Raw genomic sequence first — 20,090 nt, forward strand, 5'->3', positions numbered from 1 at the left:
GGGTTTGGCGGCTTAGATGGCGTCGGTATCGGTTTCGCCGGTACGGATGCGAATAGCCTGTTCCAGATTGACCACAAAGATCTTTCCGTCACCGATCTTGCCGGTGTTGGCGGCCTTGGTGATTGCCTCGATCACCCGGTCAAGATCCTTGTCGTCAATGGCGACGTCGATCTTCACCTTGGGCAGGAAATCGACCACGTATTCCGCGCCGCGATACAGCTCGGTGTGACCTTTCTGCCGGCCGAAGCCTTTGACCTCAGTGACGGTAATGCCCTGCACGCCGATCTCGGACAACGACTCGCGCACGTCGTCCAACTTGAACGGCTTGATGATGGCAGTGACTAGCTTCATGAAACTTTCTCCCGAATTGGTGGACTTGCCCCAGGAAAACAAACCCGACTCAAGTCTAAGCGCAGTGCCTGGCTTTGTAACGCATCGTCGGCCCAAGTTGCCCGACCAGCGCCAGTCAACCGTGCCAGCCGCAGCTCCCCGCTTCGCCTGGCTGCACTGCATCGTCACAACGACTGCATCAGTGCATGGGTCATGAGCCTCTAAGCAGAAACCTTGCCATCTGCACCAAAACCCCGTGATTTCAACTCTTTAACCGTCGAGCCCACCTCTCTCACGCCACCAACCGCCGCGATACGCACAACAACAGTGCGACAACCTCCAGCTCCGTGCGCGAAAAGCGTGCATCCGATGCATGCGAATTGACTATAGACACTGCGTGATACACTGCCGCCATCGTTTTCAGGATTGCTGCCATGCTCGCCCCCAAAGACCTGCTCGACGCCCTCAGTGGCCACGCCTCCCGCCTCTTGAGCGGCGACACTCCGCTGCCCAAAAGCGAAATCGAAAGCCAGTTCAAGGCACTGCTGCAAAGCGGCTTCAGCAAACTGGACTTGGTGAGCCGGGAAGAATTCGACAGTCAGATGGTCGTGCTGGCCCGCACCCGGGCGCGCCTCGAAAGCCTGGAGGCGAAGGTCGCGGAGTTGGAAGCGCGATTGGCTCCAACCCAGGAATAAGCAGGCTCGGGATACGCCTGGTACTGGCCCAGGCGTAATCACTCCCAGGCGTCAGAGGCGAAAGCGGCCGACCAGGGTATTGAAGGACAGCGCCAGGTTGGACAGTTCCTGGCTCGATGCGTTGGTCTGGTTCGCCCCCGCCGCGGTCTGGGTCGAGAGATCCTGGATATTCACCAGGTTGCGATCCACCTCACGGGCCACGTGGGCCTGCTCCTCGGACGCCGTGGCGATCACCAGGTTGCGGTCGTTGATCTGCGAAATGCCGTCAGCAATCTGCTCCAACGCCTCGCCGGTCGCCCGAGCCAGGCCCTGGGTCTCGGTAACCAGTGCCTGGCTGTTGCTCATCGCATCGACCGCGCTATCGGCACGATCCTGGACCGCGTGGATCATGCTTTCGATTTCGCCGGTAGACGACTGGGTACGCGCCGCCAGTGCGCGAACCTCATCGGCCACCACGGCAAAGCCGCGACCCTGCTCCCCTGCCCGCGCGGCCTCGATCGCTGCGTTGAGCGCCAGCAGGTTGGTTTGCTCGGCGATCCCGCGGATCACATCCACCACCTTACCGATATCCCGGACCTGCCCGGCAAGAACACTGACCAGTTCGGTGGATGAGGTGAGTTCCCGGGTCGCATTGTTGATCGCCTGCACTGCATTGCGAGCCTGATCGCGCCCATTGCTGGCTTGCGAGCTGGTCGCTTGGGACGCCTGCGAGGTGGAAACGGCATTGCGAGCCACCTCCTCCACGGCAGAGGTCATCTCGGTCACAGCCGTGGCCGCCTGTTGGATTTCGTCGTTCTGCCGGATCAGGGCACGACTGCCATCGTCAGTGACCGCGGTGAGCTCCTCGGCGGCGGAAGCCAACTGTTCCGAGGCGCAGGCAATCTGTTGGATGGTGGTTTTCAAGCTGGCTTGCATATCGCCCAGGGACCTGAGCAGTTGACCGGCCTCGTCGCGACTGTTGCTGTTGATGTGCTGGGTCAGGTCACCCTGGGCAATGCGTTGCGCGCAGTCGACCGCCACGGCAATCGGTCGGCTGATCAGGCGGCTGATGAACATGCCCAGCAGCAGCGCCGCAATAAAGGCGATGGCAATGCCGCTGTACAACACCGTCTTGGCCGTCGCTTCCTGAAGCGTGGCAGCCTTGGCGTCTTCGCTGATCTGGCGGTCGTTGGAGTCGATCATGATCGTCAACTGATCCATCACCTTGCGGTAGGCCTTCTGCAAATCCCCCAACAGCAGCGTGCGACCGTTCTCCAAGTCTCCCGCCGCCATCAGTGCCAAGTACTGCTGCACCATCGCCTGGTAGACGGGCCAGTCGCGCGCCATCTGGTCACCGGCCAGGCGCTCGTCCTCAGCCAGGTTCCCCTTGCGGTAATCGGCAAACGCCTTTTCGCTGGCCAACTGGTTGGCTTTCATCGAGGCGAGAAACTCATCCTTCACGCTCTGTGGGGCGTTGCCTGCGGTCGCCACGTACAGCCGGTACATATCGCGGGTCTGTCCGACGGCCTTGGTCTTGGTCTGCGAGGTATTGGCGACCGAGACCAGGTTGTTGTTGAACACTGCCTGCAGGCGGGCCGACAGCGCGGAAACGCCGCTGACGCCCAGCATGCCCACGGCGAGCGTAATCAGGGCGCAGAGGAAAAACGAAATGATCAGTTTGGTCGAAAGTTTTGCGTCATTGAGCCAGTTCATTAGCGGATCCCTACGGAGCAATGGCCCTTCGCCATATCAGCCGGGGAATGCTAATCATGTGAAATATTGATCACAATGCAGGGAGTCGCATGACCGTTTGGATTATTCAACGATAATGCGTCGCTGTCGTCGCTGCTCAACCACCCGCGGCTTGCAGGGACTGCTCCTGATCGAGCGCAATCGGCAGCTCCAACGCAAACAATGCTCCCTGTCCCGGCCCGGCACTCTGTACGGTCAGCTCGCCGCCCATTTCATGAGCCGCCAGGATGCAGCTGTGCAGGCCAAAACCATGGCCGTCGACCCGTGTCGTGAAACCGTGTTCGAACAACCGGGGGAGGTTGTCCATGGCGATACCCTCGCCGTTGTCCTCGACCTCGATCCGTACGCGCTTGTCGTCAATGGCCTTCAGGCGCAGGGTGATCCGGGACGGACGATCCGAGACCGGATCGAGCGCCTGCTTGGCGTTGTTGATCAGGTTGATCAATATCTGCAGCACTTTGTGCTTATCCAGCGCCATGATCGGGATATCGTTGAGCTCCTTGACCACCGTCACCTGATGGCGGGCCAGGGACACATGGCAGATGCGCACCACATCCTCGATCAACTCTCGCAACGAGCCCGGCTCCAGCACGCTGGAATTGCCGGCATAGGACTGCTGGGTAGCGACGATTTCCTTGATATGGTCAATGCTCTTGGTCAACTGCGCCAACTCGTTGATCATGCTCTGCTGCTCGATTGCCAGCGACTCGGCCAGCTTGCCGAGGTAGTCCGGCAATGCGCGACCTTTCGGATTGCTGCTGAAGAAGTCACCGAGATCATCGGAATGCTCCTTCATTAATTGAACAACCTTGGCGACCCCCTGCCCTTTGGACGTATGCACTTTGTCATACAGAACCTGGGCCGACACATTGACGCTATTAAGCACGTTGCCCACATTGTGCAGCACGTTAGTGGCAATTTCCGCCATGCCCGCCCGGCGCGCGGTGGTAACCAGTTCGGCCTGGGCCTCGCGCAATTCGTCGTTGACCCGGGCCAATTGCTGCGGGCTGGGAATCTTCAGGGCCGCGGGCACCAGCCGAACCAGCAGGATGGCGGTAATCACCGAAGCAATCGCGGTGATCACCTTAACCAGCGCCGATAGCCAGTAGTAAGGTTGCCAGATGGTCAGGATTTCCATCACATGGCTGGTCCCGCAGGCCAGGATGAAGACGCCGAAGGCCGCCAGCATCCAGTCGAAAGGCACGTCCTTGCGCTTGTGGATAAAGTAGATGAGCGTGAAGGGAATGGTGACGTAAGAGAACGTGATCAGCCCATCCGCAATCACGTTGGTCCAGAGCAGATCCGGGCGCCACAGATAGCAATGCCCGTGGGGCATGAAGCGGTTATCGGTCAACAGCGCCAGCAGATCGTTCACGACCGCGTCCTCCCTGTGCTATTGGATTGCCACAGATCGCAGTCTAGCAGAGGCCTAATCCCCCACCTCCCAGGCCGCCATTCCACCTGCAACATCCTGCCAAGATTTCGCTCATCATTTGCCACGCCGGTCCCCCTCCCCACGACTAACCTTCAGACACCGCAGGATGCGGTCTTTATATCCCTTTCAAGGAACGATTCATGTCGCTCGCCATTGTCCATAGCCGCGCCCAGGTGGGGGTGGAGGCTCCCGCCGTTACCGTTGAGGTCCATCTTGCCAATGGCTTGCCGTCATTGACGATGGTCGGTTTGCCGGAGGCGGCGGTGAAGGAAAGCAAGGACCGGGTGCGCAGTGCGATTATCAATTCGGGGCTGAACTTCCCGGCGCGGCGTATTACCTTGAACCTGGCACCGGCGGACCTGCCGAAGGACGGCGGGCGGTTCGACCTGGCCATTGCCCTGGGCATCCTGGCGGCCAGCGTGCAGGTGCCGACCCTGACGCTGGACGACGTGGAATGCCTTGGTGAGCTGGCGTTATCCGGCGCCGTGCGACCGGTGCGCGGGGTATTGCCCGCTGCGCTGGCGGCGCGCAAGGCCGGACGCACGCTGGTGGTGCCGCGGGCGAACGCCGAGGAGGCCTGCCTGGCCTCGGGCCTGAGAGTGATCGCCGTGGATCATCTGCTTGAAGTGGTAGCGCATTTCAACGGCCACGCTCCGGTCGAGCCTTTCGTTTCGAACGGACTGCTTTCAGCCAGCAAGCCCTACCCCGACCTGAACGAAGTGCAAGGCCAGGTCGGGGCCAAGCGTGCCTTGCTGATCGCTGCCGCCGGAGCGCACAACCTGCTATTCAGCGGACCACCGGGTACCGGCAAGACATTGCTGGCGAGTCGTTTGCCGGGACTGCTACCGCCACTGGCCGAGAGCGAGGCCCTGGAGGTCGCGGCGATCCAGTCGGTCGCCAGTTGCGTGCCCTTGAGTCATTGGCCACAACGGCCTTTTCGCCAGCCCCATCACTCGGCTTCGGGTCCGGCGCTGGTGGGTGGAGGATCCAAACCGCAGCCAGGCGAGATCACTCTGGCCCACCATGGCGTGTTATTCCTGGATGAATTACCGGAGTTCGACCGCAAGGTACTGGAAGTCCTGCGGGAGCCGCTGGAATCGGGCCACATCGTCGTATCTCGTGCCCGCGACCGCGTGCGCTTTCCGGCGCGCTTCCAGCTAGTGGCGGCGATGAACCCCTGCCCCTGCGGATACCTGGGCGAGCCCAGCGGCCGTTGCTCCTGCACACCCGACATGGTGCAGCGCTACCGCAACAAGCTCTCAGGTCCCTTGTTGGACCGCATCGACCTGCACCTGACGGTCGCACGGGAAGCCACGGCACTGAATCCCCGGCGCGAACCGGGTGAGGACACCGCCACCGTGGCCGAACAAGTGGCCGAAGCCCGTGAACGCCAGCAGACGCGACAAGGCTGTGCCAACGCTTTCCTGGATCTGCCCGGTCTGCGTCGGCACTGCACGTTATCCACAGCCGATGAAACGTGGCTGGAAACGGCCTGCGAGCGACTGACCCTGTCACTGCGGGCCGCCCATCGCTTGCTCAAGGTTGCCCGGACGCTGGCAGACCTAGAGCAAGCTGGCCGTATCAGCCGGGAGCACCTGGCTGAAGCCTTGCAGTATCGCCCTGCGACGGCCTGAACCGGGTCACGGTTTGCTCAGGTCCACCAGCGGCGTATTCCGCACCTCGGTTTTTCGATCGCCCTGGATCTCATCGACCCGTTTGAGCGCTTTATCCACGGCGCCCTTGTCCGCCAGCAGGCTGTAACGGATCTGGAAGTGCTTCTGCTCTTTCGGCGCGATAGTGGGTACCAGGCCCAGTGGCCGCTGGTAATGGCGGTTATAGGAGAAACTGGTGCCAGGCTCCAGCCCGGTCACGTACCCCTGCCCTTGGGTATCGGTGTTTTTCCACAGGGAGAACACGGGAAGCGTTGCCGTGTTGAAGCCCACCGATACACCAAGGCTACCGGCCTTGTTGTGCAGCACGGTGAGCGTGTCACCCTTGGCGTCGGCGTAGGGCACGACGTTATAGACGGTTTCGTCGTAATCCTTGGTGGGAGCCCGGTAGGTTTGCCAATCGGCCAGGTCGCCCTTGGCCTTGTCATTGAATGGCGAGACCTGCTTGACCGGCGCGGCGAAACGGGCGCCCTGCTCCAGGAACGGCGTGCTGAAGTTGCTGTGGTAGAGCGCCTGGTATTCCTTCGGATAGTCGCCGTTGTTGGTCAACGTGTCGTTGAGGGCGAAAGTTACGCTGCCAGGTTCGGTGACCAGCTCGGTCTGCACCGAAAAATCGACCTTCTTGAAAGCCTGCTCTTTCAACTCGCCCCTCAGGGTAATGGCATAAGGGGCTTTTTCATCGATGTGCAGGGTGACCTTGTTGGCCGGGATATTGGCGGCGCGACCGTGCAGCGTCAGCAGTTCGCCATTGTCCATGCCAGGGTGCCCCACCCACTCGTAACCACAACGGGTGACCAGCTCGTTGAAACCTTCGAGCCATCCCAGCCCGCCGCGACCGTTGAGTTCGATGAAGGCCGGATTGACCACTTCCTTGACCGGCGAATCCCAACCCATCCGCGCATTTCCGACCGACGCCTGCAACACGTTCATGCCCCGGGTCGGAACGACCGACAGTTTCATGGTGCCGTTGTCGATGTCGACGATGCTGACGCCTTCCTGGCGACCGCCGTGCAGGGTGCGCATCGTCACGGAAAAGGGTTTGTCGGTCTTCACGCCGAGCTGCTGGCTGGTGATCTGCCAAGGCTGGGCGGCTTTATCGGTGTCGAGCAGGACATAGTCCCAGGCCATGGCATGGGAGGCAGCGCCCAGGGCGCCGAGGGTAGCAAGGAGTTTGAGCGGAGTCATGGACTTGGCCTTTTATTGGAGTTGTGCGGTTTTTATAGACTTGAAGAAACGTTTCAGCAAGCTTAAAAACGGCAATAACTCTAAAAAAAGCAGACCGGAGAAATTAGCGACACAAAGTGTGTGGGAGCCGAGCTTGCTCGCGATGGCATTGGATCGGGCGATATCTCTGTCGCCTGACATGATGCTATCGCGAGCAAGCTCGGCTCCCACAGTGGCCGGGGCAATTAGATATTGGCGGTTGAAGCCATCGCGAGCAGGCTCGCTCCCACAATGATCCGGGGCGAGCCTGCTGCGGTGGTTGTAAGGGACTCAGCGGAACCGATCGACTTCCTGGCGCAGGTCCTGCGCCAGTTTTTCCAGTTCCTTGGCAGTGACCGCCAGGTTCGAGACCACTTCGCGCTGCTCGCTGTTGGCCATGGCGATACTCTGCAGGTTGCTGCTGAGCAGGGTTGCCGTGCTGCTTTGTTCTTGGGTAGCGGTGGTAATTGCCGCGAACTGCTGGCCAGCCGAACGGCTCTGCTCATCGATGCGAGCCAGCGCCGAGGCCACGTTGGCGTTGCGCGACAGGCCTTCTTGCATCAACAGGTTGCCCTGCTCCATCGTACTGATGGCGTTGCCGGTTTCCTGCTGGATGCTGGTGATCATGCTGGAAATCTCGTCAGTGGCCTGACGAGTACGGGAGGCCAGGCTACGGACCTCATCCGCCACCACGGCGAAACCACGCCCCTGCTCACCCGCGCGAGCGGCTTCGATGGCAGCGTTCAGGGCCAGCAGGTTGGTCTGCTCGGCGATCGAGGTGATCACGCCGACGATCCCGCCGATTTCCTGGGAACGCTGACCCAAGGTGTTGATAACCGTGGCAGTGCTGTTCAGTGCGCCGGCGATCTGTTCCAGGGACGAAGAGGCTTCATCCATCGATGTCCGACCGATACGCGTCTGCTGGGCGTTTTCCTGGGCCAGGCGCTCGGTATTGCCCATGTTGTCGGCAATGTTCAACGAGGTAGCGCTGAACTCTTCCACCGCGCCGGCCATGCTGGTGATTTCGCCGGACTGCTGCTCCATCCCCTCATAAGCACCGCTGGACAACCCGGACAGGGCCTGGGCACGACTGCTGACCTCCTGGGAGGCCTTGCGGATATGCTCGACCATGGTCGACAACGCCTGGCTCATCTGATTGAAGGCACGGGACAGTTGGCCGATTTCGTCATGGCTCGACACGCTCAGGCGCACACTCAGGTCACCGGCGCCCAATGCTTCGGCCTGGCGCACCAGATCGCCCAGGGGCGCCAGCTTGCTGCGCAACAGCCACATCGCTGCGCCAACCGCCAGCAGCATTGCCAGCAAGCTGCCAATGGCCAGTTGCGTACCGACGCTCCAGGTCACCTCGCGAATCTCGGCCTTCGGCATGCTCGCCACCACCGCCCACGGCCCGCCCTCGAACGGTACGGCGACGCTATAGAAATCTTCGGCGGTGTCGCTCCAGAACGCGCCCTTGCCCGGTTCTTTCACCAGGCCAACGACGGTCGTGACAGCGGCATCCAGCGCCTGGACGCCGGCCGGCGGTACCAGCCATTTGCTTTGTTCATCCAGCAGGGCCAGCGAGCCGGTCTTGCCAATGCGGAAGCGCTTGAGGTTCTCGAACTGGGCATTCTGCGCATCGGTGTAGTCGAAACCGACGTACAGCGCGGCGATGATCTTGCCACCGCTGTCACGAACCGGGCTGTACTGGGTCATGTAGTAACGGCCAAAGAGCAAGACCCGGCCAATATAGCTCTGCCCACTCATCAAGCGGGCGTAAGCCGGGCTGGCGTGGTCCAGCATGGTGCCAATGGCTCGCGAACCGTCCTGCTTGGCCACCGACGTACTGACGCGGATGAAATCGTCGCCGCTGCGCACGAACACCGTGGCGGTCCCGGCGGTCATCTGCTTGAACTCGTCAACTTCCTTGAAGTTGTTGTTCAGCACTTCGCTACCCAGGCTCAGGCTCGGCGTCTGTATGCCCGCCACCGCAACCGGCTGGTCCGGGTGCACGTTCAGGCCCGCGCTGAAGCGCTTTTCGAACAGGCCAGCCAGGCGCTGGGTGCTCTCGCGCAAGGTGCCGTGGAAGGTATTGAGCTGATCGGCCATCAGACGCGCTTCACTGGCCAGATGCTCTTCACGAGTGGCAAGGTTGGCGGCGTCCAGCGAACGCAAGGCGAAGACGGTACTGCCGGAGATCACGATCGCCAATATCACGGCGAGGGCAAGGCCTAGCTGTGAGGCGATCCGGGCACGGGGTTGAGACATGACGGCTCCTGGCCGAGACACCGGATCATCCTGATCACGTCGCACGCTCGGCATTTTATTCAAGGTAGGTATATGTTTTGCCCTTTCTGAACGAGGGTTCCATGTCACGGGTTCGGCCGCAAAGCGAGATACTTGAGCGGCCAGCAAGGATTAATACAGGCTGCTATCACCCTTACTGCAACGTTTCAGCCAAGACGCTCCACCGCGGGCAATTGCATGGCCTTGACTTCACCTTGCAGAAAATCGCTGAGCCGACGCAAACGTTCACCTCCCGGACGGGTTTTGGGCCAGACCAGGTAATAATGCTCGCCACTGGCGACGGCGGTCGGCCACGGCAGGCTCAAGCGCCCCTGAGCCACATCTTCGGCCACCATCAACAGGTCGCCCATGGAAACACCGTAACCGCGCGCCGCTGCAATCATGCCCAGCTCCAGCGTATCGAACACCTGCCCGCCCTTGAGCGAGACCTTGTCGGACAAGCCCATGCGCTCCAGCCAACTGCGCCAGTCGCGACGGTCTGGCGTGGGATGGAGCAGTTCGGCGTTGGCCAGCCGCTGCACATCCCACGGTTGATCGTTCAACAGGTTCGGCGCGCCCACGGGAATCAGCTCCTCGGGAAACAGGAAACTGGCCTCCCAATCCGCTGGAAAATGTCCATTGCCCAACAACACCGCACAATCGAAAGGCTCGGTGTTGAAGTCCACCGAATCGACGTCCATCCAGGCGCTGGTCAACTGCACCTCATTGCCCGGCTGCAAATGTCGAAAGCGACTCAGGCGCGCCAGCAGCCAACGCATGGTCAGGGTCGAGGGGGCCTTCATGCGCAGGATGCCGTCCTCACCCGACAGCGTATGGCAGGCCCGCTCAAGTGCCATGAACCCATCGCGGATACCTGGCAGCAGCAACCGCGCCGCTTCGGTCAATTGCAGATTGCGACCGCTGCGCCGGAACAGCCGGCAGGCAAAATGCTCCTCGAGCGTGCGGATGTGACGGCTCACCGCACTCTGGGTAATCGATAACTCTTCTGCGGCCCGGGTGAACGAGCTGTAGCGCGCCGCTGCTTCGAATGCCCGCAGCGCATAAAGAGGTGGGAGACGACGCGACATCGGGAAACGCTCCAGTGACGAGGGCCTGGCAGAAAGAACCCTTACATGAGTTTTAATCATATCTGCCATCGTTTTTATCCTTTTGTGCGAAGCGTCGCAAGCACCGAGAATCGACGATTTACAGCCTCGTCTGAACATGGAGCGTGATGATCATGCAGCATCCTGTGCGTACCGAACTCCGGGCCATCCTGCGGCTGGCGGGGCCGTTGATTGCCTCGCAGTTGGCGCACATGTTGATGGTCCTCACCGACACCTTGATGATGGCGCGCCTGAGCCCCGAAGCCCTGGCCGGCGGTGGACTGGGGGCGGCGAGTTATTCGTTCGTGTCGATTTTCTGCATCGGCGTGATCGCGGCAGTGGGTACCCTGGTGGCGATCCGTCACGGTGCCGGCGACATCGAGGGGGCCACCCGTTTGACCCAGGCCGGGTTGTGGCTGGCCTGGCTGATGGCGCTGGCAGCCGGGTTACTGTTATGGAACCTCAAGCCGGTGCTGCTGATGTTCGGCCAGACCGAAACCAACGTGCTGTCCGCCGGACAGTTCCTGCTGGTGTTGCCGTTTGCCCTGCCGGGCTATCTGAGCTTCATGGCCCTGCGCGGCTTTACCAGCGCCATCGGCCGGGCCACGCCGGTCATGGTGATCAGTCTGGGCGGCACGGTGGCCAACTTCCTGCTCAATTACGCGCTTATCACCGGTATGTTCGGGCTGCCGAAACTGGGCTTGATGGGCATCGGCCTGGTTACTGCCATTGTTGCCAGTTGCATGGCCCTGGCGCTGGCCTGGCATATCCACCGGCATCCGGCATACCGCGCGTACCCACTGCTTGAGGGGCTGTTCCGGCCGAATCGCCAGTACCTCAAGGAGCTGTGGCGCCTGGGCCTGCCGATTGGCGGCACCTATGCCGTGGAAGTCGGGCTGTTCGCGTTCGCCGCGCTGTGCATGGGCACCATGGGCAGCACGCCGTTGGCGGCCCATCAGATCGCCCTGCAGATTGTGTCTGTGGCATTCATGGTTCCGGCAGGGATGTCGTACGCCATCACCATGCGCATCGGCCAGCACTACGGCGCCGGACAACTGCTGATGGCCCGACTGTCCGGACGGGTCGGCATTGGCTTCGGCGCTGCGGTGATGCTGGCTTTTGCCATGGTGTTCTGGCTGTTGCCGAATCAGTTGATCGGTTTGTTCCTGGACCACAACGACCCGGCGTTCCGTCCGGTGATCGACCTGGCGGTGAGCCTGCTGGCCGTGGCGGCGTGGTTCGAACTGTTCGACGGCACGCAGACCATCGCCATGGGCTGCATTCGTGGGCTCAAGGACGCCAAGACCACGTTCCTGGTGGGCCTGGGTTGTTATTGGTTGATTGGCGCGCCGGCGGCCTGGTGGATGGCGTTTCACCTGAGCTGGGGACCGACCGGCGTCTGGTGGGGGCTGGCCCTGGGGCTGGCCTGCGCGGCGGTGAGCCTGACGTTGGCGTTCGAAGGGAAGATGAAGCGGATGATCAGGGGCGAGCCGGGACAACAGGGTTTCGAGAACGTCCAGACTGAATGAACCCCCTGTGGGAGCGAGCCTGCTCGCGATAGCGGTGTGTCTGATACATCGATCTGACTGATCGACCGCCATCGCGAGCAGGCTCGCTCCCACCGGGGATTGTGTCAGCCCGCGGGGTGGGGTCAGCCCACCACGTCCCGCGTTGCCTGATGACCATCGAACGTCAGGTATTCCACCAGTTCAGGCAGCGGCAACGGTTTGCTGATCAGGAAGCCCTGCACCTGATCGCAACCGAAACCGCGCAACAGGTCCAACTGCTCGCGGGTTTCCACACCTTCGGCCACCACCTCCAGGTTGAGGTTGTGGGCCAGGTTGATCATCGCGTGCACCAGCTTGCGGTTCTCTTCGCGTTGCTCCATGCCGCCGACGAAGCTCTTGTCGATCTTCAGCAGGGCGATGGGAAGGCTGTTGAGGTGCACGAACGAGGAAAATCCAGTGCCGAAATCGTCCAGGGAGAAACGCACCCCCAACCGGCCGAGGGCATCCATCGTCTGCTTGACCAATTCGCTGCGACGCATGACCGCGGTTTCGGTGAGTTCGAACTCCAGCCATTGGGCTTCGACGCCCCGCTCGCTGATCAACCGACTCAGGGTCGACAGCAACTGGCTGTCCTGGAACTGCCGGAACGACAAGTTGACCGCCATGTGCAGCGGCGCCAACCCGCGCTCGCGCAGGGCCTGCATATCCCGCAGCGCACGGGAAATCACCCAGTAGCCCAGCGGTACGATCAGGCCACTCTGCTCGGCCAGCGGCACGAATTCACTCGGCGGCAGCAGCCCGCGCTCACCGTGACGCCAACGCACCAGGGCTTCGAGGCCGACGATGCGACCGCTTTCGAGGTCCAGGCGGGGCTGGTAGTGCAGCTCCAGTTCATCGCGACGCAGCGCCCGGCGCAGTTCGCTTTCCAGATCGGCGAGACTGCGGGCGTTGCGGTTGATGCGCTCGTTGAAGACATGAAAGGTGCAACCCTGGGTGCTCTTGGCCTGCTGCATGGCGATGTGGGCATGCCACATCAACGGATCGGCACCCGCCTGGGCCCGAGCATGGGCGATGCCCAGGCTGCAGCCGATCAGCAGGCTTTCCCCGTCCACCCAATAGGGCTCGGCCATGGCTTGGGTGATGCGCTCGGCCATCCATTCGGCCCGCTGAGGTGCCCGGCGGGTATCGATCAGCAAGGCGAACTCGTCGCTGCCCAGCCGTGCCAACTGATCGCCGGCTTCGAGCGCCCCCTTGAGACGCGATACCACCTGCAGGATCAAGCGGTCGCCGGCTTGATGCCCGAGGGCGTCGTTGGCGTGACGGAAGTTGTCCAGGTCCAGGTGACCGAGCGCCAGGCCACGGCCTTCGCTTTCAGCCAGGCGCGCCGCCAGCAGGGTCTGGAACCCCTGGCGGTTCGCAATGCCGGTCAACGGGTCCTGTTCGGCGAGACGTTGCAAGGTGTTTTCCAGTACCCCGCGCTCACGTACATGACGCAGGCAACGACGCAGGGTCGCACTGTCGAGCAGATCACGCACCAGCCAGTCGCTGGCGCCGTCGGGCAGCGACGCGGGCTCGTGATCAAGCAGCAGGATGGTCGGCAGAGGGCAGCGGCCGGGCGCTGGTTGCAAGGCCGCGACCGTCAACAGGACCGCGTTGCGGTTGTCTTCGAACAGACTGTTGACCGACTCCCAGCTCGGGGCAATGATCAACACGACCGAGCCCGCCATAGGCGCCAGGCACTCGCGTAATATCGCTGACCACTCAGGCTCTTCGGCCAATAACAGCAAACGCAAGGGTTCGACAGGCGTGGACAAGCTGACTCCGTAGACTCTGCAAGGGGGGGTGCGCTGGGCATTATGACCTGCCGACCGACAATGACCAGTGCCAATAGTTCTCAAAAACGGGCTTCTGGCGATTTTTTTCCATTCCCAGGCCGAACATCAGCGCCAATCCACTCCAAATCCCTGGCTCAAGGCAGCGAAGCCTCGTCATACCGCGTCACAAGTCGGACAGAGCAGCACAATTCTCCAAGCCTGTTAAAATGCCGGCCCATTTTCGCAAACGACTCCCTGACCCTGTCATGTCCCGACTCAATCCCCGGCAGCAAGAAGCCGTGAACTATGTCGGCGGCCCTCTTTTGGTGCTCGCCGGTGCAGGCTCCGGCAAGACCAGCGTGATCACCCGCAAGATCGCGCACCTGATCCAGAACTGCGGCATCCGCGCCCAGTACATCGTCGCCATGACCTTTACCAACAAAGCCGCCCGGGAAATGAAAGAACGGGTCGGCGGCCTGCTGCGCGCCGGCGAAGGCCGTGGCCTGACGGTCTGCACCTTCCACAACCTGGGCCTGAACATCATCCGCAAGGAACACGTGCGACTGGGCTACAAGCCGGGCTTCTCGATTTTCGACGAGACCGACGTGAAGGCCCTGATGACCGACATCATGCAGAAGGAGTACTCGGGCGACGACGGCGTCGACGAGATCAAGAACATGATCGGCGCCTGGAAGAACGACCTGGTGCTGCCCGCCGAAGCCCTGGAAAACGCCCGCAATCCCAAGGAACAGACAGCCGCCATCGTCTACACCCATTACCAGCGCACGCTCAAGGCGTTCAATGCGGTGGACTTCGACGACCTGATCCTGCTGCCGGTCAAGCTGTTCCAGGAACACGCCGACATCCTCGAAAAATGGCAGAACAAGGTTCGCTACCTGCTGGTGGACGAATACCAGGACACCAACGCCAGCCAATACCTGCTGGTGAAGCTGCTCATCGGCAAGCGCAACCAGTTCACCGTGGTGGGCGACGACGACCAGTCGATCTACGCCTGGCGTGGCGCGCGTCCGGAAAACCTGATGCTGCTCAAGGAAGATTATCCGTCGCTCAAAGTGGTGATGCTGGAACAGAACTACCGCTCCACCAGCCGTATCCTGCGCTGCGCCAACGTGCTGATTTCCAACAACCCCCACGAGTTCGAAAAGCAGCTGTGGAGCGAGATGGGTCACGGCGACGAGATCCGCGTGATCCGCTGCCGCAACGAAGACGCCGAAGCCGAGCGCGTGGCCATGGAAATCCTCAGCCTGCACCTGCGCACCGACCGGCCGTACAGCGATTTTGCGATCCTGTACCGCGGCAACTACCAGGCCAAGCTGATCGAGCTGAAGTTGCAGCATCACCAGGTTCCCTATCGCCTGTCGGGGGGCAACAGCTTCTTCGGCCGTCAGGAAGTGAAGGACCTGATGGCCTATTTCCGCCTGATCGTGAACCCGGACGATGACAACGCCTTCCTGCGGGTGATCAACGTCCCGCGTCGGGAAATAGGCTCGACCACGCTGGAAAAGCTCGGTAATTACGCCACCGAGCGCAAGATCTCGATGTACGCCGCCACCGACGAAATCGGCCTCGGCGAACACCTGGACAGCCGCTTCACCGACCGCCTGGCGCGCTTCAAGCGCTTCATGGACCGGGTCCGCGAGCAGTGCGCCGGGGAAGATCCGATCGCGGCACTGCGCAGCATGGTCATGGACATCGACTACGAGAACTGGCTGCGCACCAACAGCTCCAGCGACAAGGCCGCTGACTACCGCATGGGCAACGTCTGGTTCCTGATCGAGGCCCTGAAGAACACCCTGGAAAAAGACGAAGACGGCGAAATGACCGTCGAGGACGCCATCGGCAAGCTCGTGCTGCGGGACATGCTCGAGCGTCAGCAGGAAGAGGAAGACGGTGCCGAAGGCGTGCAAATGATGACGCTGCACGCCTCCAAGGGCCTGGAATTCCCTTACGTGTTCATCATGGGCATGGAAGAAGAAATCCTGCCGCACCGTTCCAGCATCGAGGCCGACACCATCGAAGAAGAACGGCGCCTTGCCTACGTGGGTATTACCCGGGCCCGTCAGACGCTGGCCTTCACCTTCGCCGCCAAGCGCAAGCAATACGGTGAAGTGATCGACTGCGCGCCGAGCCGCTTTCTCGATGAGCTGCCGCCGGACGACCTGGCCTGGGAAGGCAACGACGACACCCCGACTGAAGTAAAAGCCGTTCGCGGCAACAGCGCTTTGGCCGATATACGAGCGATGCTAAAGCGCTAGAATCGACTACTTTTTTCCGCCTTCAGAGCCCTTGAGGCGTTATCAGAGGAGGCTTCATGGAAGCCCTGCACCAGAAAATCCGTGAGCAAGGCATCGTGCTTTCCGATCAGGTCCTGAAAGTCGACGCTTTCCTGAACCACCAGATCGACCCGCAGTTGATGAAACAGATCGGCGATGAATTCGCCGCGCTGTTCAAGGATTCGGGCATCACCAAGATCGTCACCATTGAAGCCTCGGGTATCGCCCCGGCCATCATGACCGGCCTGAACCTTGGCGTGCCGGTGATTTTCGCCCGTAAGCAACAGTCCCTGACCCTGACGGAAAACCTGCTGTCGGCGACCGTGTATTCGTTCACCAAGAAGACCGAGAGCACCGTCGCCATCAGCCCTCGTCACCTGACCAGCAGCGACCGGGTGCTGATCATCGATGACTTCCTGGCCAACGGCAAAGCCTCCCAGGCGCTGATTTCCATCATCAAACAGGCCGGCGCCACCGTGGCCGGACTGGGGATCGTGATCGAGAAGTCGTTCCAGGGTGGCCGCGCGGAACTGGACGCCCAAGGCTATCGTGTCGAGTCCCTGGCGCGGGTGAAATCCCTGGCGGATGGGGTGGTGACCTTCATCGACTGACCGCACAGTTCCCCCTTTGTGGGAGCGAGCCTGCTCGCGATGAGGCCTGCACATCCAACATCAGTGTTGGCAGGTAGTCCGTCATCGCGAGCAGGCTCGCTCCCACAGGAAGGTCAGGTTGATTGTTGTTGCGCCGTGGCTTTGAGACCCGCCAGCAACAAGCGCTGGAACAGATCTTCCTTCAGCCCCTCCGTGCTCGCCAGTTGCATCCGCTCCAGATGCTCGGGGTACAACGAGGGCTCCGGGGCATCCAGCGCAGCCTTGCCCAACTCGAGTATTTCGGTGAGCTTGAACTTGCTCTTGAGCCAGTTCAGCGCCCGCAACAGGTCCCGCTCCACTCCGTCGAAATCAGCACCCAACGGATACTCTGGAAACAGATTCGGATGCCGCGCCTGGATCGCCTGCAAGCGCTCCGATGTGTTGTCGGCGAACCGCGGATCGAGGCGAAAATCCTTCGGTAGCTTTCCGGCATTCTGCGCCTGCTCGATCAACCCCGGTTGGAAGCGTGAATCACTGATGTTCAGCAACGCCTCGATCACCGCGGCATCGGTCTTGCCCCGCAGATCGGCGATGCCGTATTCGGTCACCACAATGTCCCGCAGGTGCCGAGGAATCGTGCAATGGCCATACTCCCAGACAATGTTCGAGCTGATCTCGCCCCCGGACTCCCGCCAACTGCGCAGGAGCAAAATGGAACGCGCACCTTCCAGCGCATGCCCCTGGGCGACGAAGTTGTACTGCCCGCCGACACCGCTGAGCACCCGGCCGTCCTCCAACTGATCGGACACCCCGGCGCCGAGCAGAGTCATGGTGAACACGGTATTGATGAAGCGGGCATCGAGACGCTGCAAGCGCTTGAGGCGCTCCTGGCCATACAACTCGTTGATGTAGCTGATGCGGGTCATGTTGAATTCGAGCCGACGGCTCTGCGGCAACTCGTGCAAGCGCTGGTAAAAACTGCGTGGCCCGAGAAAGAAGCCGCCATGGATACAGACACCGTCGGGCTGGGCCGCCTCGTCGAGCGTGCCCGCGTTGGACTGCTCCTGGGTCGGCTCATCGGGGTAGACCTTGCGCCGGATGATCCCGGCCTCCGCCAGCACCAGCAGACCGTTGACGAACATTTCACTGCAACCGTACAACCCCTTGGCAAATGGCTCGACCCCACCCTCACGCTCGATCAGTTGCGCCCACTGGCTGAGGTTCAGGTCCGCCAGTAACGCCCGATATCCGGCGTTATCCGCCTGACGCGCCAGCAGCGCCGCCGTCAGCGCATCGCCCATGGAACCAATACCGATTTGCAGCGTGCCGCCGTCACGCACCAGGCTGCTTGCGTGCAGGCCGATGAAATGGTCCTGGAACCCCACCGGCATGTTCGGCGTGGAAAACAGCGTGTGGTTGTCCTTCTCGTCGATCAACAGATCGAAAGCGTCGATGCCGATTTCAGCATCCCCCGGCATGTAGGGCAGATCGCTATGAACCTGGCCGACCATGAGGATGGTCTCCCCCGCCGCCCGCCGCTTCTCGATCATTGGCAACAGGTCGAGGGTGATGTCGGGGTTGCAACTCAGGCTCAGGCGATCCGGGTGCTGTGGATCGCTCGCCACCAGTTGCGCGATCAGGTTCAAGCCTGCGGCGTTGATGTCCCGGGCGGCGTGACTGTAGTTGCTGCTGACGTAGTTCTGCTGGGCCGATGCGCTGTGCAGCAGGCTGCCCGGCTGCATGAAGAACTGCTCGACCCGAATGTTGGACGGCAGGCTGTCCCGCTGCAAGTCGGCCAGGTAATCGAGTTCAGGATAGTCGCCGAAAACCCGTTCAATGAAAGGCTCGAGAAAGCGCTTTTGCAAACCGTCGCCCAGGTTCGGCCGACCCAGGCTCAGGGCTGTGTAGACGGTCAGTTGTCGTTCGGGCAGTTGGGCAACGCGCCGGTACAGCGCGTTGGCGAACAGATTGGGTTTGCCCAACCCCAGGGGCATGCCGAGGTGGATATGCGCCGGCAGGCGTTCCAGGACGTCATCCACCGCCTGCTCGATTGAACACAATTGCACCATCCTACCCTCCGGGCCATTCCGTGAATGTGGATTGGACCGAGCTTGCCGGGTCTTGGTTGCGATGAACAGCCCTGAGTGGTCGTTTCCGAGGCGCAAAAAAGCCGCTCGTAAGCGGCTTTTTTGAAGGATGCTGGCTTTATTTCAGGCCGGACATCTTCTGGATGGCGCCTTTGAGCTCTTCATCCGAGCAATCGGCGCAGGTGCCTTTAGGTGGCATGGAATTGATACCAGTAATGGCTTTCGCAAGAATGCCATCCAAACCACCTTGATGGTCAGCGCGCTCTTTCCAGGCTGCTGTATCACCTATTTTTGGAGCGCCCAGCAGGCCGGTGCCATGGCAAGCGTTACAGTGTTTTGCAATCACGTCATCGGGCGTTTTCTTAGCGCCACCACCCGCCGCAACGGCAACTTCCATGCCCTTGCATTCCTTCCCCGCAACGCAAACCTGGCCGACCGGCTCGAGGCGCTTGGCGATTTCGTCGTTGGTCGCCGCTTGGGCACTGACTGCCCAAAGGGCCAATACGGTTGCTGGTGCAGCCAGCATTTTCATAATTAGGTTCACGCGTACACCCTCATGGTGGCTAGTCACGCCTGCGGCCACGGTTGCAGGCGGGCGCAAGTATAGCGGTAAGCCTGTCACACTGAAACAACCCTAAAGTCACAAGGGTCTTGTTTGTTGTGACAGCTTCCCCCCCTGGCCGCCGCTGCCCGTGCGGGCTTGGCGCCTCTTCCTTAGAAATTGGCCGGTGTGGCTGCGCTGATCAGTCGCGCCGGCACATCGAACGGATTACGGAAACGGTGTGGCTTGGTGCTTTCGAAATAGTAGCTGTCCCCGGCTTCGAGCACGAACGTTTCGGCGCCGACGACCAGCTCCAGACGCCCTTCCACCAGAATCCCGGTTTCCTCGCCTTCATGGGTGAGCATCTCGTCACCGGTATCGGCGCCAGGCGGATAGATTTCGTTCAAAAAGGCAATCGCCCGACTCGGGTGTGCCCTGCCCACCAGCTTCATGGTCACGGCGCCGTCGGAGATATCGATCAGTTCGTTGGCTTTGTAGACGATCTGGGTCGGCTTCTCCTGGAGGATTTCTTCGGAGAAAAACTCGACCATGGACATGGGGATGCCGCCAAGGACCTTGCGCAGCGAGCTGATCGAGGGGCTCACGCTGTTTTTCTCGATCATCGAAATGGTGCTGTTGGTGACGCCCGCACGTTTGGCGAGTTCACGCTGGGAAAGGCCTTTGAGTTTACGAATGGCTTGCAGTCGTTCACCGACGTCCAATGCTGGAACCTCCAGGGGATCAGGTTGTGTGGAAAGTGAGCGTTATCATGGCGACAGCGTTCAGTATTTACAACACTT

General features: G+C 61.2%; 15 protein-coding genes and 2 pseudogenes. 5 read left to right on the top strand and 12 right to left on the bottom strand.

From position 1 onward, the window contains the following. Window positions 1–12: 12 nt before the first annotated feature. Window positions 13–351, bottom strand: a complete 339-nt coding sequence (gene glnK, locus FGE05_RS01880) for a P-II family nitrogen regulator (protein WP_002555808.1) — start codon at window positions 349–351, stop codon at window positions 13–15. 413 nt (window positions 352–764) lie between these two features. Between glnK and FGE05_RS01885 the strand changes: the two genes are divergently transcribed. Further along, window positions 765–1,025: an accessory factor UbiK family protein gene (locus FGE05_RS01885; RefSeq protein WP_053148583.1), complete on the top strand. Its 261-nt coding sequence runs from the start codon at window positions 765–767 to the stop codon at window positions 1,023–1,025. A gap of 51 nt (window positions 1,026–1,076) precedes the next feature. Here FGE05_RS01885 and FGE05_RS30250 read toward each other — a convergent pair whose 3' ends face one another. The 3 genes and pseudogenes from FGE05_RS30250 to FGE05_RS01895 all read right to left on the bottom strand — a co-directional run bounded on the left by FGE05_RS30250 (window position 1,077) and on the right by FGE05_RS01895 (window position 4,131). Further along, window positions 1,077–1,940, bottom strand: coding sequence for a methyl-accepting chemotaxis protein (locus FGE05_RS30250; protein ID WP_373682426.1), 864 nt, complete (start codon window positions 1,938–1,940; stop codon window positions 1,077–1,079). Then, window positions 1,935–2,717: pseudogene (locus tag FGE05_RS30255) on the bottom strand (MCP four helix bundle domain-containing protein); the annotation flags it as partial. The pseudogene FGE05_RS30255 and the gene FGE05_RS30250, both read right to left, overlap by 6 nt. 136 nt (window positions 2,718–2,853) lie before the next feature. Beyond that, on the bottom strand, window positions 2,854–4,131 hold the full coding sequence (locus FGE05_RS01895; RefSeq protein ID WP_139641113.1) for a sensor histidine kinase: 1,278 nt from the start codon (window positions 4,129–4,131) through the stop codon (window positions 2,854–2,856). A 200-nt stretch (window positions 4,132–4,331) separates the two neighbouring features. Here FGE05_RS01895 and FGE05_RS01900 point away from each other — a divergent pair, with 200 nt between their 5' ends. Further along, on the top strand, window positions 4,332–5,825 hold the full coding sequence (locus FGE05_RS01900; protein ID WP_139641115.1) for a YifB family Mg chelatase-like AAA ATPase: 1,494 nt from the start codon (window positions 4,332–4,334) through the stop codon (window positions 5,823–5,825). 6 nt (window positions 5,826–5,831) lie between these two features. Here FGE05_RS01900 and FGE05_RS01905 read toward each other — a convergent pair whose 3' ends face one another. From FGE05_RS01905 to FGE05_RS01920, 4 genes and pseudogenes are all read right to left on the bottom strand, one after another. Continuing rightward, window positions 5,832–7,046, bottom strand: coding sequence for an aldose 1-epimerase family protein (locus FGE05_RS01905; protein WP_139641117.1), 1,215 nt, complete (start codon window positions 7,044–7,046; stop codon window positions 5,832–5,834). Window positions 7,047–7,355: 309 nt separating this feature from the next. Then, a complete protein-coding gene (locus FGE05_RS30260) occupies window positions 7,356–8,216 on the bottom strand; it encodes a methyl-accepting chemotaxis protein (RefSeq protein WP_373682427.1) in 861 nt (286 codons plus the stop codon). 42 nt (window positions 8,217–8,258) lie between these two features. Further along, window positions 8,259–9,386 (bottom strand): annotated as a pseudogene (locus FGE05_RS30265) (Cache 3/Cache 2 fusion domain-containing protein); the annotation flags it as partial. 131 nt (window positions 9,387–9,517) lie between these two features. Continuing rightward, a complete protein-coding gene (locus FGE05_RS01920; RefSeq protein WP_139641119.1) occupies window positions 9,518–10,438 on the bottom strand; it encodes a LysR substrate-binding domain-containing protein in 921 nt (306 codons plus the stop codon). 146 nt (window positions 10,439–10,584) lie between these two features. Here FGE05_RS01920 and FGE05_RS01925 point away from each other — a divergent pair, with 146 nt between their 5' ends. Continuing rightward, window positions 10,585–11,985 carry a NorM family multidrug efflux MATE transporter gene (locus FGE05_RS01925; RefSeq protein WP_139641120.1) on the top strand — a complete coding sequence of 467 codons (1,401 nt, stop codon included), beginning with the start codon at window positions 10,585–10,587 and terminating at the stop codon, window positions 11,983–11,985. Window positions 11,986–12,107: 122 nt separating this feature from the next. Here the strand turns inward: FGE05_RS01925 and FGE05_RS01930 are convergent, their stop codons facing one another. Continuing rightward, window positions 12,108–13,778: a bifunctional diguanylate cyclase/phosphodiesterase gene (locus FGE05_RS01930; RefSeq protein ID WP_139641122.1), complete on the bottom strand. Its 1,671-nt coding sequence runs from the start codon at window positions 13,776–13,778 to the stop codon at window positions 12,108–12,110. Window positions 13,779–14,044: 266 nt separating this feature from the next. Between FGE05_RS01930 and rep the strand changes: the two genes are divergently transcribed. Together rep and FGE05_RS01940 are read left to right on the top strand one after the other, a co-directional pair. Beyond that, window positions 14,045–16,054: a DNA helicase Rep gene (gene rep, locus FGE05_RS01935; RefSeq protein ID WP_139641125.1), complete on the top strand. Its 2,010-nt coding sequence runs from the start codon at window positions 14,045–14,047 to the stop codon at window positions 16,052–16,054. A gap of 56 nt (window positions 16,055–16,110) precedes the next feature. Beyond that, window positions 16,111–16,683: a xanthine phosphoribosyltransferase gene (locus FGE05_RS01940; RefSeq protein ID WP_139641127.1), complete on the top strand. Its 573-nt coding sequence runs from the start codon at window positions 16,111–16,113 to the stop codon at window positions 16,681–16,683. Between the two features lie 113 nt (window positions 16,684–16,796). On the opposite strand, the gene FGE05_RS01945 is transcribed toward FGE05_RS01940, so the two are convergent. The 3 genes from FGE05_RS01945 to FGE05_RS01955 form a co-directional block, all read right to left on the bottom strand. After that, a complete protein-coding gene (locus FGE05_RS01945) occupies window positions 16,797–18,731 on the bottom strand; it encodes an acetyl-CoA hydrolase/transferase C-terminal domain-containing protein (RefSeq protein ID WP_139641129.1) in 1,935 nt (644 codons plus the stop codon). A gap of 136 nt (window positions 18,732–18,867) precedes the next feature. Next, a complete protein-coding gene (locus tag FGE05_RS01950; protein ID WP_047702807.1) occupies window positions 18,868–19,281 on the bottom strand; it encodes a cytochrome c5 family protein in 414 nt (137 codons plus the stop codon). Between the two features lie 182 nt (window positions 19,282–19,463). Beyond that, on the bottom strand, window positions 19,464–20,012 hold the full coding sequence (locus tag FGE05_RS01955; protein WP_024780576.1) for a cupin domain-containing protein: 549 nt from the start codon (window positions 20,010–20,012) through the stop codon (window positions 19,464–19,466). Window positions 20,013–20,090: the final 78 nt, after the last annotated feature.

The organism is Pseudomonas sp. ICMP22404 (assembly GCF_006227205.1).
In the GTDB taxonomy this organism is placed as follows: Bacteria; Pseudomonadota; Gammaproteobacteria; order Pseudomonadales; family Pseudomonadaceae; genus Aquipseudomonas.